Source organism: Streptomyces sp. NPDC058579 (genome assembly GCF_042718575.1).
Classification (GTDB): Bacteria; Actinomycetota; Actinomycetes; order Streptomycetales; family Streptomycetaceae; genus Streptomyces.
This window is the reverse complement of sequence record NZ_JBHXPI010000025.1, coordinates 37,894-53,044: the sequence shown is the minus strand read 5'-3', so window position 1 is coordinate 53,044 and position 15,151 is coordinate 37,894. Positions and strand designations below refer to the sequence as shown.

Annotated in this window: 12 protein-coding genes; 10 read left to right on the top strand and 2 right to left on the bottom strand. The window is 70.6% G+C overall.

The window, feature by feature from the left end; genetic code table 11:
- Positions 1 to 143: 143 nt before the first annotated feature.
- Positions 144 to 911, bottom strand: coding sequence for an SDR family oxidoreductase (locus tag ACFWRO_RS24850; protein ID WP_384513365.1), 768 nt, complete (start codon positions 909 to 911; stop codon positions 144 to 146).
- A 154-nt stretch (positions 912 to 1,065) separates the two neighbouring features.
- On the opposite strand from ACFWRO_RS24850, the gene ACFWRO_RS24845 reads away from it, so the two are divergent.
- From ACFWRO_RS24845 to ACFWRO_RS24805, 9 genes are all read left to right on the top strand, one after another.
- Complete coding sequence (locus ACFWRO_RS24845; RefSeq protein ID WP_384513364.1) at positions 1,066 to 4,539, top strand: BTAD domain-containing putative transcriptional regulator; 3,474 nt, start codon at positions 1,066 to 1,068, stop codon at positions 4,537 to 4,539.
- Between the two features lie 308 nt (positions 4,540 to 4,847).
- A complete protein-coding gene (locus ACFWRO_RS24840; RefSeq protein ID WP_384513362.1) occupies positions 4,848 to 5,999 on the top strand; it encodes a DegT/DnrJ/EryC1/StrS family aminotransferase in 1,152 nt (383 codons plus the stop codon).
- 31 nt (positions 6,000 to 6,030) lie between these two features.
- Positions 6,031 to 6,645 carry a dTDP-4-dehydrorhamnose 3,5-epimerase family protein gene (locus ACFWRO_RS24835; RefSeq protein ID WP_384513361.1) on the top strand — a complete coding sequence of 205 codons (615 nt, stop codon included), beginning with the start codon at positions 6,031 to 6,033 and terminating at the stop codon, positions 6,643 to 6,645.
- The gene (locus ACFWRO_RS24830) at positions 6,642 to 7,709 is read left to right on the top strand and encodes a glucose-1-phosphate thymidylyltransferase (protein ID WP_384513360.1); all 1,068 of its coding nucleotides are present in this window, start codon (positions 6,642 to 6,644) and stop codon (positions 7,707 to 7,709) included. The genes ACFWRO_RS24835 and ACFWRO_RS24830 overlap by 4 nt, the downstream gene beginning before the upstream one ends.
- Entirely contained in the window at positions 7,706 to 8,683 is a 978-nt protein-coding gene (gene rfbB / locus ACFWRO_RS24825; protein WP_384513359.1) for a dTDP-glucose 4,6-dehydratase, read from the top strand. The genes ACFWRO_RS24830 and rfbB overlap by 4 nt, the downstream gene beginning before the upstream one ends.
- A 10-nt stretch (positions 8,684 to 8,693) precedes the next feature.
- Positions 8,694 to 9,998: a lipopolysaccharide biosynthesis protein RfbH gene (gene rfbH, locus ACFWRO_RS24820; RefSeq protein ID WP_384513408.1), complete on the top strand. Its 1,305-nt coding sequence runs from the start codon at positions 8,694 to 8,696 to the stop codon at positions 9,996 to 9,998.
- Positions 9,995 to 11,380 (top strand): NDP-hexose 2,3-dehydratase family protein, encoded by a 1,386-nt coding sequence (locus ACFWRO_RS24815; protein WP_384513357.1) that lies wholly within the window; start codon positions 9,995 to 9,997, stop codon positions 11,378 to 11,380. Before rfbH ends, ACFWRO_RS24815 begins: the two co-directional genes overlap by 4 nt.
- A 17-nt stretch (positions 11,381 to 11,397) precedes the next feature.
- Positions 11,398 to 12,354 carry a Gfo/Idh/MocA family protein gene (locus ACFWRO_RS24810; protein WP_384513356.1) on the top strand — a complete coding sequence of 319 codons (957 nt, stop codon included), beginning with the start codon at positions 11,398 to 11,400 and terminating at the stop codon, positions 12,352 to 12,354.
- 32 nt (positions 12,355 to 12,386) lie between these two features.
- A complete protein-coding gene (locus tag ACFWRO_RS24805; RefSeq protein WP_384513354.1) occupies positions 12,387 to 13,151 on the top strand; it encodes an SDR family NAD(P)-dependent oxidoreductase in 765 nt (254 codons plus the stop codon).
- Between the two features lie 78 nt (positions 13,152 to 13,229).
- Here ACFWRO_RS24805 and ACFWRO_RS24800 read toward each other — a convergent pair whose 3' ends face one another.
- Entirely contained in the window at positions 13,230 to 14,111 is an 882-nt protein-coding gene (locus ACFWRO_RS24800) for a ScbA/BarX family gamma-butyrolactone biosynthesis protein (protein WP_384513352.1), read from the bottom strand.
- A 136-nt stretch (positions 14,112 to 14,247) separates the two neighbouring features.
- Here ACFWRO_RS24800 and ACFWRO_RS24795 point away from each other — a divergent pair, with 136 nt between their 5' ends.
- Entirely contained in the window at positions 14,248 to 14,895 is a 648-nt protein-coding gene (locus ACFWRO_RS24795; protein ID WP_384513350.1) for a ScbR family autoregulator-binding transcription factor, read from the top strand.
- The last annotated feature ends 256 nt before the right edge of the window (positions 14,896 to 15,151 follow it).

Sequence of the window (15,151 nt, the reverse complement as noted above, 5' to 3'; positions counted from 1 at the left end):
GCACGGTCCTGTTGGTGGCCCACAGGTGCAGGTGGGCCCCCACTCCGTGCCTCTTCCCTTTCCCGCACCCGTTCCTGATCCCCATTCCGGCCCCGGTGCCGCACGGGCGGCGCCGGGGCCGAACCGGAAGCAGGAGCGGACGTCTACTCGAACAGCGGCGGGATGCCCTGCCCCATGCCGCCGTCCGCGTGCAGCACGGTCCCCGTGCTGAAGGTGGCGTCGAAAGCCAGGTACAGGACGGCCGACGCGATCTCCTCCGGCTCGGCGTGCCGGCCGAGCGGGGTGAGCTGCGCGCCTTCCTTCTCGTTGGCCGCCTTCTCCTCCTCCGTCATGTTCGCGTACCCCATCGTCGGGGTCAGCGTGAAGCCGGGGCTGACCGAGTTCACCCGGATCTTCCGGGGCAGCAGCTCGGCCGCGAACACCTTTGCGAAGCCCGCCACGGCAGCCTTCATGCCGGTGGCCACGCTGGTGCCGGGGTAGCCCTGGCCGACCAGGACAGCCGTCGTGAAGACGATCGAACCGCCGTCGTTGACCAGCGGAGCCAGCTGCTGCGTCGTGAAGAACGCACCCTTGGTGTTGATGTCGAAGGACCTGTCGAAGGCGGCCTCCGTCACCTCCTCCAGGGCGCCCAGCTCCGCGTACCCGACGTTCACGAAGAGGAAGTCGATCCGGCCGAGCTTCTCCCCGACGACTCCGCCCAGCGCGTTGATGTCGGCCATGCTGCCCGCGTCGGACCGCACCACGTGGACCGGACGGCCCGCCAGCTCCGTCCGCACCGCCTCGATGTTCTTCTCGTTGCGCCCGGTCAGGAGCACCTCCGCGCCACCGTCCAGGAGCGCCTTGACGACCGCGAGGCCGATGCCGTGCGTACCGCCCGTGACCACGGCCTTCTTACCTGCGTACTTCGCCATGAATTCGACCCGCTTTCGTCGTACTGGACCTCTGTGTCCGGCTGATGTCCCCGATCCTGCGCGCCCGCGCTCTCGCCACGCTGTCGTCCGCTGTCGCCGGGCTGTCGCCACGCTGTCGCCCGGAGGCCGCGCCCCAGCGGCTATCCTGATCATCATGCGTTTCGGGGTGCTCGGCTCACTGACCGTGCGGACGGCCGAGGGAGACCCCGTCCCGGTAACGGAAACGAAAGTCCGGGCGCTCCTTGCCGTCCTGCTCGTCCACGACCGCCGTCCCGTCCCCGCTCACCGCCTGGTCACCGACCTGTGGAGCACGGGCACCGGGAACGACCTCCCGCGGAACCCGGCCAACGCACTTCAGAACAAGATCTCGCGCCTCCGGCACGTCCTGGACGCGGCCGCGCCGGAAGGCCGCCGCCACCTCCTCCTGCGCCCCGGCGGCTATGTCCTCGACGTGCCTTCCGACGCCGTCGACGCCGCCCGCTTCCGCGCTCTCGCCGCCCGGGCGAAGACCGAGCCGACCCCTCGTACCAGGGCCGCGCTCCTCACCGACGCGCTCGCGCTCTGGCGCGGTCCCGCCTACGCGGACTTCCCCGACGCCCCGTTCTGCAGCGCCGCAGCCGCCGCGCTGGAGGAGGAACGTCTCGCCGCCGTCGAGGACCTCGCAGAGACCCGCCTCGCTCTCGGTGACCACGACGCCGTCGCCGCCGAGCTCGCCGAGAGCATCGCCCGCCACCCGCTGCGGGAACGCCTCCGCGCCGCCCACGTCCGCGCCCTCTACGGAGCCGGCCGCCCGACCGAGGCCCTCGACTCCTACGAGGAACTCCGGAACCGCCTCGCCGATGATCTGGGTCTCGACCCCGGACCGGCGCTCACCGCCCTCCACCAGGCGATCCTTCGCCACGACCCGGAGCTCGCGGCCCCCACGGTCTCCGTCGTCCCGCGGACCGCCGCCCCTGCCCCCTCACCGCCCACCCACCGAGCGCCCGGCTCGCCCCGCCGCGGCAACCTCCCTGCCCAGCACACCGACCTCATCGGCCGGAGCGAGGCTCTGACCGCCATCGGCTCCCTGCTCGGCAACCATCGTCTGGTCACGCTCACCGGCCCCGGTGGGGTCGGCAAGACCCGTCTGGCTCTTGCCGCGGCGACCGATCACGCAGGCGCCCGGCCCGACGGCGCCTGGCTCGTCGAACTCGCCGCGCTCGACGCGCCCGCGGGGCCGGACCCCGACCACACCGTCGCCCTCACCGCCCTCGCCGAAGCGATCACGACCACCCTCGGCATCCGCGACGACGCCTCCACCTCCGCCGCACCGCTCGACTGCCTCACCCGCACCCTCCGCGACCGAAGTCTCCTGCTCCTGCTCGACAACTGCGAGCACTTGACGGCTCCGGTCGCCCGACTCGCGGCCCACCTCCTGCGGGCCGCACCGGCCGTGCACATCCTGGCGACCGGGCAGGAACCACTGGGCCTCGCGGGCGAGCAGGTCTGGACCGTCCCCCCGCTGGACCTCCCGGAGATCGACCCCTGGCCCGCCACCAAGCCCCATCCCGACCCCGGGCCGAGGGCAGGCTCCCCCGGAGCCGACCGGGGCCTTCGAGCCACCGCCGACCCGGAGGTCGTCGAGCGGTCCAGCGCCGTCCGGCTCTTCGTCGCCTGCGCCACCGCCGCCGCCCAGGACTTCGCCCTCACCGCCGAGAACGCCACGGCCGTCGCCCTCATCTGCCGACGCCTCGACGGGATCCCCCTCGCCCTCGAACTCGCGGCCACCCGACTCAAGGTGCTCGGCGCCCCCGGCCTCCTCGACCGCCTCGACGATCGCTTCCGCCTCATCTCCGCCACCCGCCGGGACGCTCCCGTACGCCACCAGACGCTGCGCGCCATGATCGACTGGAGCTGGGAACTGCTCACGGCCTCCGAGCAGATCGTCCTGCGCCGCCTCGGCGTCCACGCCGACAGTTGCACGCTCGAGGCCGCAGAGGCCGTCTGCGCCGGTGACGGCGTCAAGGAGGAGGACGTCCTCGACCTTCTCGGCCGTCTGGTCGACCGCTCCCTCGTCGTCGTGACCGAGGGTCCGTACGGGCCCCGCTACCGGCTCCTCGAATCGGTGGCCGCGTACAGCCTCGAACGCCTCCGCGAAGCAGGCGAGTACGAGACCGTCGCCGGTCGTCACCTGCTCCACCACACCGCGGTGGCCGAACGTGCCCGCCCCCATCTGCGGGGGCACGGGCAACGCGACTGGTTGCGTCGGCTCGACCTGGAGAGCGCCAACTTCCGCAAGGCGGTCGAGAACACGGACGACCCCTCCACCACGCTCCGCCTCGTCAACGCGCTCGCCTGGTACTGGATCCTGCGTGGCCGGCTGAGGGAAGCGCGACGTTCCCTTCGGACCGCCCTCGCCGCGACCGAGAACTCCGCGACCGAGACCGCCGAGGCCGAGGCGACCGCAGCCGAGACGTCCGAGGCCGAGGCGACCGCAGCCGAGACCTCCGCGGCCGAGGCGACCCGCTCCCTCGCCAGGCTTCGCGCCGACGCCACCGCCTGGTGGACCTGTGTCACCCTCCTCCAGGGTGACGGGGACGACGGGCGGGCCCGCATCGACGCCGCGCTCGACCTCAAGAGTCGGCTCGACGACCCCCATGGCCTGGCCCACACCGAATGGCTCCTCGGCTTCGCCCTGCTCTCCACCGGAGACCTCGACTCCAGCGAGACGTTGATCCGCCGCTCCCTGGAGGGCTTCGCCGCCCGCGACGACACCTGGGGCACCGCCGCGGCCCTCGGCGTCGCGGCCACCCAGGCCCTCGTACGGGGCGACCTCACGGCTCTCCGTGCCGCGGGCGAGGAGAGCGCCCGCCTCTTCGCGGAGATCGACGACCGCTGGGGGCGCCTGCAGACGGTCCACCCCCTCGCCGCCCTCGCCGAGGCCGACGGCGCCTACGACAGAGCCCTGAGCCTCCATCAGGAGGGTCTGTGCATCGCGGAGGAGCTCGGCCTGTGGACCGAGGCATCCCACCGCCTCTCCGGTCTCGGCAGGATCGCTCTCCTCCGCGGGGACTTCGCCGGCGCCCGGGAGCTCCACGAGCGCGCCGCGCGCCTCTCCGCCGACCACTCCGACCGGCCCGGCGTCGCCCATGCCGAGATCGGCCTCGGCCTCGGTGCCCGCCGGGCGGGAGACCTCGACCAGGCCGAGACACACTTCCGCAGCGTTCTCGACTGGAGCCGTCAGGTCGTCTTCGAGACCGGCCGGGCCCTGGTGCTGGCCGAACTCGGCTTCATCGCCGAACTCCGCGGCGACGCCGCCACGGCCCGGGCCCTGCACATCGAGGGCCTCGTCGCCGCCCGAGCCACCGGCGACCCACGGGCTCTCGCCCTCGCCCTCGAAGGTCTGGCCGGGGTCCAGGCTCTCGTCGGCAGCCATGAGCACGCGGCCCTTCTTCTCGGCACCGCGGCGGCGACCCGCGCGGCCATGAAGGCCCCCCTCCCGCCCGCCGAGCGCGGCGACGTCGATCGTGTCACCGTCGCCGCCACCCGCGTCCTCGGCCCCGAAGCCTTCACCGCCGCCCACACCCGGGGTTCCCACCTGTCACCGGACGAGGCCCTCGCAGCCGGAGCTCTTGCCCCGCACATCTGAGGCGCCGGTGGTGCCACCGGCCGACAGGCCCGGTCCCACCCGGGGGGACACCGCCGCCAGGTTCCGGATTACCGGTCCATTACTGGTCGTTTGCACGGGGGTCGGTAGTTTTGCCGACGCTACTTGCGGTGGCCTCGCGAGACGCGTCCGTCATGCCATGTCGCATGCAGGTGTTCGCTGACGCGGATTCTCTCGAGGTCGGCTGGAACTGATCGGCGGATGGTCCGACCGGAGTTGCGGTCGCCCCCGTCCAGAAGCCGGCGCCCATTCCGTGCGGCAAGCGCGCAATTCCCGATCGGAGCATCACGATGATCAATGTCTTCCAGCCGAGCCTCGGCTCCGAAGAGCTCGCCGCGGTCGCGGCGGTGTTCGAGAGCAACTGGCTCGGACACGGCCCCCGTACCAAGGAATTCGAGGCCGCCTTCGCCGCGCACGTGGGGGTGGCGCCCGAGCAGATGATCTTCATCAACTCGGCCACCGCAGGGCTGTTCCTGAGCACCGAACTCCTCGGTCTCGGCCCCGGCGACGACGTGGTGCTCCCCTCCGCGAGCTTCGTCGCCGCCGGCAACGCCGTCGCCGCCACCGGTGCGCGTCCCGTCTTCTGCGACGTCGACCCGTATCTGCTCAACCCGACCGCCGAACACGTCGAACGGGCACTGACCCCGCGTACCAAGGCCGTTCTCCTCCTGCACTACGGCGGTCGGCCCGGCGATGTCGTCGCCATCGCCGAACTGTGCCGTGCCCGCGGCATCCGGCTCATCGAGGACGCGGCCTGCGCCGTCGCCTCCGCCGTCGACGGCGTACGGTGCGGCACCTTCGGCGACGTGGCGATGTGGAGCTTCGACTCCATGAAGGTCCTCGTGACCGGCGACGGCGGCATGCTGTACGTCCGTGACCCCGAACTCGCCCGCGCCGCAAGGACCATGGCCTACCACGGCCTGGAGCAGTCCAGCGGCTTCTCGGCGGCCAAGGTGTCCCACCGCTGGTGGGACCTGAACGTCAAGGGGTTCGGCCGCCGCGTCATCGGAAACGACGTGACCGCGGCCATCGGCAGCGTCCAGCTCCGCCGACTCCCCGAGTTCGTGGCGCGCCGCCGTGCCATCGCAGAGCAGTACGACCGCCTCCTCCAGGACGTCGAGGGCCTCCGCCTTCCGGCCGCGCTGCCGGCAGGACACGACTCGACGTACTACTTCCACTGGGTGCAGATGGACGCCGAGATCCGCGACGCCGTCGCCGCCGACCTCCTCGACAAGGGCGTCTACACCACCTTCCGCTACCCCCCGCTGCACAAGGTCCCGGCCTACGGCGACCCCGGCACCCATCTGCCCGGCACCGACCACGCCGCCGAGACCACCCTCCTGCTGCCCCTGCACCAGGGACTGGACGACACCGAGGTGAGCACCGTCGCCGACGAGCTGCGCAAGTCGGTCGAGCACCGTCGCGGCCGGCTCCCGCGCTGACCGGACGCGACCAGGAGAGGCAGTCACTCCCGTGCACATCGCCGAAACCGCGGTCCCCGGCGCCTACGTCGTCACCCCCGAACGGCACACCGACGAACGCGGCGACTTCTTCGAAGGACTGCGCACCGACCTCCTCGAAGCCACGACCGGGCACCCCTTCACCCCCCGCCAGATCAACTACTCCACATCGCGCCGCAACACCCTGCGCGGGATCCACGGCGTGGCCATCCCTCCGGGGCAGGCCAAGTACGTCACCTGCGTGCGCGGAGCGCTGCGCGACATCGTGGTGGATCTGAGAGTCGGCTCGCCGACCTTCGGCGCGTACGAGACCAATGTGCTCGACGCCGCGTCGGGCCGGGCCGTCTACGTACCGGAGGGTGTCGGCCACGGGTTCCTCACCCTCACCGACGACGCATGTATCTCGTACGTCCTGTCCACCGTGTACGTGCCCGGAACGCAGATCGACATCAACCCCTTGGACGCCGATCTCGCCCTGCCCTGGGGCTTCACCGAACACCCACTCATGTCCGCCAAGGACGCGACGGCCCCCGGCGTGCGGGAGGCCGAGGCCATGGGACTTCTGGCCTCCTGGCAGGGAGCCGGCCGAGACACACATTCCTCTGTTTCAAGGAAGGCACTGCCATGAAGGCTCTGGTGCTGTCGGGCGGGGCAGGTACCCGCCTGCGCCCGTTCAGCTATTCGATGCCGAAACAGCTCATCCCGATCGTCAACAAGCCGGTCCTCGAATACGCGATGGAGAACATCGCCGCCCTGGGCGTCACCGAGGTCGCGGTGATAGTCGGCGACCGGGCCGCGCAGATCACCGAAGCCCTCGGTGACGGGTCCCGCTTCGGCGTCCGCATCACCCCCATCCACCAGGACAAGCCGCGCGGTCTCGCCCACTGCGTCGAGCTGGCGCGCCCGTTCCTCGGTGAGGACGACTTCGTCATGTACCTCGGGGACAACATGCTTCCCGACGGCATCGCCGACATCGCCGAGGAGTTCCGGGCCGGCCGTCCGGCAGCCCAGATCGTCGTCGCCAAGGTGCCCGACCCCCGTGCCTTCGGTGTCGCCGAACTCGACGCCGAGGGCGCCGTGGTCGCGCTCGCGGAGAAGCCGAGCGCGCCGCGCAGCGACCTCGCCCTGATCGGCGTGTACTTCTTCACCAGCGCCATCCACGAGGCCGTCCTCGCCATCGAGCCCAGCGCCCGGGGCGAGTTGGAGATCACCGACGCCATCCAGTGGCTGGTGACCCACGGCCACGCGGTGAAGGCAGGCGAGTACAGCGGGTACTGGAAGGACACCGGCCAGGCGGACGACGTCCTGGAGTGCAACCGGCACCTCCTGGGCGGGCTGAGCAGCCGCGTCGAGGGAGACGTCGACGCGACCAGCGAGCTCATCGGCCCGGTCGTCATCGAGCCCGGCGCCCGCGTGGTGCGCTCGCGGATCGTCGGCCCGGTCGTGATCGGCGCCGGCACGGTGGTGGAGGACTGCCGGATCGGACCGGACACCTCGATCGCCCGTGACTGCGTCCTGCGCGCCACCCAGCTCACCGACTCCATCGTGATGGCCGGCGCCTCGATCACCCAGGTCCCCGGGCTGCACGGTTCCCTCATCGGCCGCTCCGCCAACATCGGGCCGAGCGACCACGCCGAGGCCCACCACCGGCTCGTGGTCGGAGACCACACTCATGTGGAGGTGGCCGCGTGAAGGTGCTCGTCACCGGAGGGGCCGGCTTCATCGGCTCCCACTACGTCCGGACCATGCTGGCCGGCGGCTACCCGGGATACGAACAGGCCCGCGTCACCGTCCTCGACAAGCTCACCTACGCCGGTAACCGCGACAACATCCCGCTGGGACACCCCCGCCTCGACCTGATCGAGGGCGACGTCTGCGACCGAGCCCTGCTCCTCGACGTGCTGCCCGGTCACGACGCCGTCGTCCACTTCGCCGCCGAGTCGCACGTCGACCGCTCTCTCTCCCTCGCCGACGCCTTCGTCCGCACGAACGTCCTCGGCACCCAGACCCTCCTCGACGCCTGCCTCGCCTCGCGGGTGAGCCGAGTCGTGCACGTCTCCACCGACGAGGTGTACGGCTCCATCGCCGAAGGCTCGTGGACGGAGGAGTGGCCGCTGCTGCCCAACTCCCCGTACGCCGCCTCGAAGGCCGCCTCCGACCTGATCGCCCGCTCCTACTGGCGCACGCACGGCCTCGAGGTGTCGATCACACGCTGCTCCAACAACTTCGGCCCCCACCAGCACCCCGAGAAGCTCATCCCGTTGTTCATCACCCAGCTCCTGGAGGGCGGGCAGGTCCCGCTGTACGGCGACGGGCTCAACGTACGGGAATGGCTGCACGTCGACGACCACTCGCGGGCCATCCAGCTGGTCCTCACCAAGGGACGCGCCGGCGAGATCTACAACGTGGGCGGCGGCAACGAGCAGACCAACCTGGCCGTCACCGAGCGGCTCCTGGAGCTGTGCGGGGCGGACCGGTCGAGCATCCGCCACGTCGAGGACCGCAAGGGCCACGACCAGCGGTACGCGCTCGACGAGACCAAGATCCGCGAAGAGCTGGGATACGAACCGGAGATCGATTTCGACGCGGGCCTGGCGGAGACCGTCGCCTGGTACCGGGACAACGGGCAGTGGTGGAAAGCGTCCAAGGAGCGAGACCGTGGCTGACGAGCAACCGATGACCGACCACAAGGCGCTGGTCCTGGACGAGGTCCGCAAGTACCACCTCGACCAGCAGAACACCGACGGGTTCGTGCCCGGCGTCACGGAGATCTGGCCGTCGGGCGCCGTCCTGGACGCCGACGACCGGGTGGCACTCGTCGAGGCCGCCCTCGACCTGCGGATCGCGGCCGGACCGAGCTCCCGCAGGTTCGAGTCGGCCTTCGCCCGCCGGCTGCGCCGCCGCAAGGCCCACCTGACGAACTCGGGCTCCTCCGCCAACCTGCTGGCGCTGTCCGCGTACACCTCCCACCTCTTCGAGGACCGCCGGCTGCGGCCGGGCGACGAGGTGATCACCGTCGCGGCGGGCTTCCCGACGACCGTGAACCCGATCGTGCAGAACGGCCTCATCCCCGTCTTCGTCGACGTGGAACTGGGCACCTACAACACCACGGCCGACCGGGTCGCGGCAGCCATCGGTCCCAAGACCCGCGCCATCATGATCGCCCACGCCCTCGGCAACCCCTTCGAGGCCGCGGAGATAGCCCAACTCGCCGCCGAACACGATCTGTTCTTCATCGAGGACAACTGCGACGGCGTGGGCTCCACCTACCAGGGGCAACTCACCGGCACCTTCGGCCACGTCACGACCGTCAGCTTCTATCCCGCCCACCACCTCACCATGGGCGAAGGCGGATGCGTCCTGACCTCCGACCTGAAACTCGCCCGGATCGTCGAGTCACTGCGTGACTGGGGCCGGGACTGCTGGTGCGAGCCGGGCAAGAACAACACCTGCCTCAAGCGCTTCCAGTACCAGATGGGGACGCTCCCGGAAGGCTACGACCACAAGTACATCTTCTCCCACGTCGGCTACAACCTGAAGGCCACCGACCTCCAAGCCGCCCTGGGTCTCACCCAGTTGGACAAGCTCGACGGGTTCATCGAGGCCCGCAAGCGCAACTGGCGACAGCTCCGCGAGGGGCTCGACGGCGTCCCCCACCTGCTGCTGCCCGAACCCACCCCGGGCAGCGACCCCAGCTGGTTCGGTTTCGTGATCACCGTGGACTCCGACGCCCCCTTCAGCCGCGCCGAGCTGGTCCACCACCTCGAAGAACGCAAGATCGGCACGCGCCGGCTCTTCGCCGGAAACCTCACGCGCCACCCCGCCTACCTGGACCGCCCCCACCGGGTCGTCGGTGACCTCGTCAACTCCGACATCGTCACCGAGAACACCTTCTGGATCGGGGTCTATCCGGGGCTCTCCGAGCCGATGCTCGACTACGTGATCGCCACGGTCAAGGAGTTCGTGGAGGCCCGCGCATGACCGGCCCGTCACCTCTGACTCGGCGTCATGACGAGGGAACAGCAGTCAGGTTGGCCCGCTCCGCAGCCGCCGTCGGCGAAGGCTCCATGCTCCGCACCGCGGACTTCGACGACTGGCTCGAAAGCCGCCGGAGGGCCCACCACTTCCGGGTGGAGCGCATCGCCTTCGCGGACCTGGACGGCTGGTCGTTCCAGCCCGGCACTGGCAACCTGGGCCACCACAGCGGACGGTTCTTCACCGTCGAAGGGCTCTCCGTCCACACGGACACCGGCCCCTACCGGCACTGGCAGCAGCCGATCATCAAACAGCCCGAGGTCGGCATCCTGGGAATCCTGGCCAAGGAGTTCGACGGAGTCCTGCACTTCCTCATGCAGGCCAAGATGGAGCCGGGCAATCGCAACCTGCTCCAGCTCTCCCCGACCGTTCAGGCCACTCGTAGCAACTACACCAAGGTGCACCGCGGTGCGGACGTGAAGTACCTCGACCACTTCACGACCTCCGGCCGCGGACGGGTCCTCGCCGACGTCCTCCAGTCCGAGCACGGTGCGTGGTTCTTCCGCAAGGCCAACCGGAACATGCTCGTCGAGACCGACGAGGACGTCCCGCTCGACGAGGACTTCTGCTGGCTGACGCTCGGTCAGATCGGCGAACTCCTGCGCCGTGACAACGTGGTGAACATGGACGCCCGTACCGTCCTCGCCTGTGCCCCCGTCTCGACCGGCGAACCGGACGCGCTCCTGTCGGACACGGCCCTCCACTCCTGGTTCACGGCCCGGCGCTCCGAGCCCGACGTGCGCGCCGAGCGCATCCCGCTCGACCAGGTCAGGGACTGGGTACGCGGCGAGTGGTCCATCGACCACGCCAAGGGCCGGTACTTCCGCGTGGTCGCGGTCGCCGTCGAAGCCGGCAACCGGGAGGTACGAGGCTGGTCGCAGCCGCTCTTCGAGCCCTGCGGCACCGGCACCACCGCCTTCGTGACCCGGCGCCTCGGGGGCGTGCCCCACCTCCTGGTGCACGCCAAACTCGAAGGCGGCTTCCTCGACCGGATCGAGCTGGCCCCCACTGTCCAGTACACCGCCTCCAACCACGCGGACCGCACCGGCGAGGACCGCCCGCCCTTCCTGGACCTCGTCCTGTCGGCGGATCCGGCACGCGTGCGGTACGACGCGCTCCACTCCGAGGAGGGCGGCCGCTTCCTCAACGCGGAGAGCCGCTACCTCTTCGTGGACGCCGACGAGAGCCAAGCCCCCCTGGACGCCCCACCCGGGTACGCCTGGGTGACCCCCGGCCAGCTGCGGTGGCTGGGGGGACACAGCCACTACGTGAACGTCCAGGCACGCACCCTGCTCTCGCTCCTCAACACCGGTGCGGTGCGACTGTGACGCCACCACCCGTCAGGATGGCCGTACTCGGCTGCGCCGACTTCGCCCGGCGGCGCATGCTGCCGGCGTTCGCCGCCTGCGACGGCCTGGCCCTGTCGGCGGTGGCCAGCCGCGATCACGCCAAGGCCCGCGCGCTGGCCGACGACTACGGCTGCCGGGCCCTCCACGGGTACACCGCCGCGCTGGAGGACGACGACATCGAAGCGGTGTACATTCCGCTGCCCGCCGCCCTCCACGCCGACTGGATCCGAGCCTCCCTGCTCGCCGGCAAACACGTCCTGGCGGAGAAACCCCTCGCCACGACCCCCGACGAGACCGCCGAACTCCTCGACCTCGCCCGCTCCAAAGGACTTGCCCTGGTCGAGAACGTCCTGTTCCCGCACCACTCCCAGCACACCAGGGCCCGCGAACTCGTCCGGTCCGGCGCCATCGGGGAACTCCGCTTCTTCCAGGCCGCGTTCACGGTCCCTCGGCGCCCGGGCGACGACATCCGCTACCGCGCCGACCTCGGCGGCGGAGCGCTGTGGGACGTGGGTGTCTACCCGGTCCGGGCCGCCCTGTTCGCGCTCGGCGAGGACCTGAGCGTCGCCGGCGCCGTCGCCGTACGGGACGCCGAGCGCGATGTCGACACCGGGGGGACGGCCCTGCTCCACACCCCTTCGGGGGTTAGTGGTCAGCTCGCCTTCGGTCTCGATGACGCCTACCGCAGCGTGTACACGTACACGGGGACCGAGGGCCGACTGACCGTCGAACCGGCCTTCACCCCACCGGCCGACCACGTTCCGGTGCTGCGTCTGGAGCGCGGAGGCGAGGTCACCGAGGTACCGCTGGCCGCCGAGGACCAGGTCGCCCGGGCCGTCGCGGCGTTCGTGGCCGTCGTGCGCGGTGGTGTGGAGCCCGACGGGATCGTGCTCCGACAGGCGGCCTTGCTGGACGCGATCGCCACCGAGACGGCTGTCACGGCAAAGTCCTGACCTGGCGCGCTGTGGACTGGGAGACTTCCGGCATGTCGAATGATCTTTTGGTGGGGAAGGTCGTCCTGATCACGGGGGCGAGCAGCGGTATCGGCGCGGCGACGGCACAGACCTGTGCCCAGGAGGGCGCGACGGTCGTCCTGGCCGCGCGCCGGGAGGAACGGCTGGCGGCGCTCACCGAGGAGCTGCGGGCCAAGGGCGCCCGGGCGTCGTATGTCGTCGCCGACGTCACCGTCGCCGAAGACGCCAAGAGGGCGGTCGACTTCACGACCGCCGAGTACGGACGCCTTGACGGGGCGTTCAACAACGCGGGCATAGGCGGGGACCGTACCCCGCTGCACCTGATGTCGGACGACGTCTACGACTCGATCATGGACACCAACGTACGAGGGGTGTTCAACTGCCTCCGCCACGAGCTCGCGGCGATGCTGGAGTGCGGTGGCGGCGCGATCGTGAACAACAGCAGCGTGGGCGGGCTGGTCGCGATCCCCACGGCAGCCCCGTACGTCGCCTCCAAGCACGCGGTGATCGGCCTGACCCGGGCGGCCGCGGACGAGTACGCCCACCAGGGCATCCGGGTGAACGCGGTGGCGCCCGGCACCACCCGCAGCGAGATCACCCGCGACTGGTTCGGACGCAACCCGGGCCTCGAGGAGCTCGCGAACTCGCTGACCCCGCAGGGGCGGACGGCCGAGCCGGAGGAGATCGCACAGGCCGTCGCGTGGCTGCTCAGCGACCGCTGTCCCTTCCTGACCGGCACGGTGATGCCCGTCGACGGAGGATTCGTCAACAGGTGACCGCGGACGCGTGGGCGGGTGGGGATGCGCCCCCACCCGCCCAAGCGCCGTCCTGGTGACCGGCGTTGACGCCGTCCGTCACTCGGCGGGGCCGCGGAGGACGGCGGAGAAGGCGAGCTCCGCGCCCTGCGTCCCCTCGACCGCGAGGGCGAAGCGGCCCGGCTCGCCGGGCAGCGTCCTGGCCTCCAGCAGGCAGGGCCGGACGAAGTCCACGTACCGGAAGAAGCGTGTGGCGATGTCGTCGGTTCGTAACGCGCGGGGGCCCAGAGCCGCGAAGGCGGCCTGATCGGCCGCTTCGAGAAGGACGAGGCCGGGCACGTGGTCCACGGGGTGGTCGAACAGGATCGTGTCGGTCACGTCGTTGCGCAGGTGCCAGCGGTGGGCTTCGCCGGTGGGGGAGAGGAGCACCTCGGTGGTGCGCACCCGCCCCACCCGCGCGGGATCCACGGCCTCGGGAAGGTCCCAGAGCCCCCAGTCCCCCGGCATCCGGTCCCCTCTGAGGCGGCGGTAGACCTGGGGAGGTATCCAGCCGAACTCCGAGTCGGCCCGGGCTACCATGGCGCCCTTGTGACGAAGGTGGAAGCGCATCCGCAGGTGCCGCCTGGCCCGCCCGGCTTCTCCGGCGGGGGAGACCTCGACGTCGACGTTCAGGTGGACCGGCTCTCCGCCCGCCAAGGGGAAGGGGTTGGCCACGGTGATGTCGAGGAAGCGTAGAACGGTCTGATGGTCGAGTGGCACGCCGTACTCGGCATGGGCGGTGACGAGCCCGCTCTGCCTGATGGTCTGGGCGAGAACGCGCGGATCGTACGGGCGTGTTCCGGTGACGGCCGGCCAGCGGACGTCCAGGACCAGGGAGTGATCCCCGGTGCGTCTCCAATCGGTCACCAGTATCGATTCAGGGACTGTGAGATGGGTGTAGCGGCCCAGGACTGGTACATGGGCAACAGAAACTGCGGGCAAGGCCCCCCCCTTGGGTCTGTCCGAAGAACGCTGTCGTGTGCTGCAGCTGTAAAGTACCGGCCCGCCGTTCGGTTTTGCGGGCTTCGGTCAATGTGAGTTCAAGCACAGGCAAAGAGACTGTCAAAGGAGTCAGTGCGTGGCAAGGCAGGAGCGGGCGATCCGCACCCGCAGGGCGATCCTCGAGACCGCCGCGGAGATGTTCAACGAACTCGGATACGACGCCACGACCATCGGCGGGCTCATCGAGCGTGTCCAACTCACCCGGGGCGGGCTGTACTTCCACTTCACCTCCAAGGAGCAGCTGGCCCGGGCCGTCCTGGACGAGGCGGTGACGACCGAGGGCGTCGCCCCGCAACAGTTCAAGCTGCAGGAATGGGTGGACCTGGGCCTGCTGCTGGCCCACCGTCTGCCCAAGGAACCCCTGCTCAGCGCCTCGGTACGGCTCGCGGTCGACCCCAAGGCCCGCAGCCTCTTCGGAACCCGCTGGCCCGACTGGATCACGCTGAGCACCGGACTGCTCGTCGAGGCGCGGGAGTGCGGGGAACTGCTGCCCCATGTCGACCCGGGCGAGGTCGCCCGGCTCTTCGTCGGCGCGTGGACGGGCGTCCAACTGGTCACCGAGGCGCTCCCGGACGGCGATCTTCCGAAGGAGATCTCCGCTCTGTACGCGATGGTCCTGCCCAATGTGGCGTCCGCCGGCGTCCTGGCGAAGCTGGAGACCTCCACCTACCGTGCCGAGCGCCTGCTCGCCGCCGCCCGCGCGACCGAGCGGGTCCCCGGCTGAGCGCTCCCTCGTCGACGTAACCTGCACCCTGTACTGTTTCCGACCGTCTCGGCTCCCGGTCTCGGGAGCCGGACCGGCGCCCACCCCTGGGCCCTGCCCGTCGTACGCCAAGAACATGCAGGTCAGGTCGGCTTGACGAGTGTTCCCGCGTGAGGACTCTCATCCCGTCGCATCGGCCCCGGTTCGTCAAAAGCGGACCAGCGTCCTGTTTTTGGCTCGCCTCGGCCGGGGCCCCGGGGTTCGGATTCCGGACTGT

What these genes read in the sequence shown, in the direction of transcription:
- ACFWRO_RS24850 (WP_384513365.1), bottom strand. Translation starts at nt 911, where the DNA reads ATGGCGAAGTACGCAGGTAAGAAGGCCGTGGTCACGGGCGGTACGCAC.
- ACFWRO_RS24845 (WP_384513364.1), top strand. Translation starts at nt 1,066, where the DNA reads ATGCGTTTCGGGGTGCTCGGCTCACTGACCGTGCGGACGGCCGAGGGA.
- ACFWRO_RS24840 (WP_384513362.1), top strand. Translation starts at nt 4,848, where the DNA reads ATGATCAATGTCTTCCAGCCGAGCCTCGGCTCCGAAGAGCTCGCCGCG.
- ACFWRO_RS24830 (WP_384513360.1), top strand. Translation starts at nt 6,642, where the DNA reads ATGAAGGCTCTGGTGCTGTCGGGCGGGGCAGGTACCCGCCTGCGCCCG.
- rfbH (WP_384513408.1), top strand. Translation starts at nt 8,694, where the DNA reads ATGACCGACCACAAGGCGCTGGTCCTGGACGAGGTCCGCAAGTACCAC.
- ACFWRO_RS24815 (WP_384513357.1), top strand. Translation starts at nt 9,995, where the DNA reads ATGACCGGCCCGTCACCTCTGACTCGGCGTCATGACGAGGGAACAGCA.
- ACFWRO_RS24810 (WP_384513356.1), top strand. Translation starts at nt 11,398, where the DNA reads ATGGCCGTACTCGGCTGCGCCGACTTCGCCCGGCGGCGCATGCTGCCG.
- ACFWRO_RS24805 (WP_384513354.1), top strand. Translation starts at nt 12,387, where the DNA reads ATGTCGAATGATCTTTTGGTGGGGAAGGTCGTCCTGATCACGGGGGCG.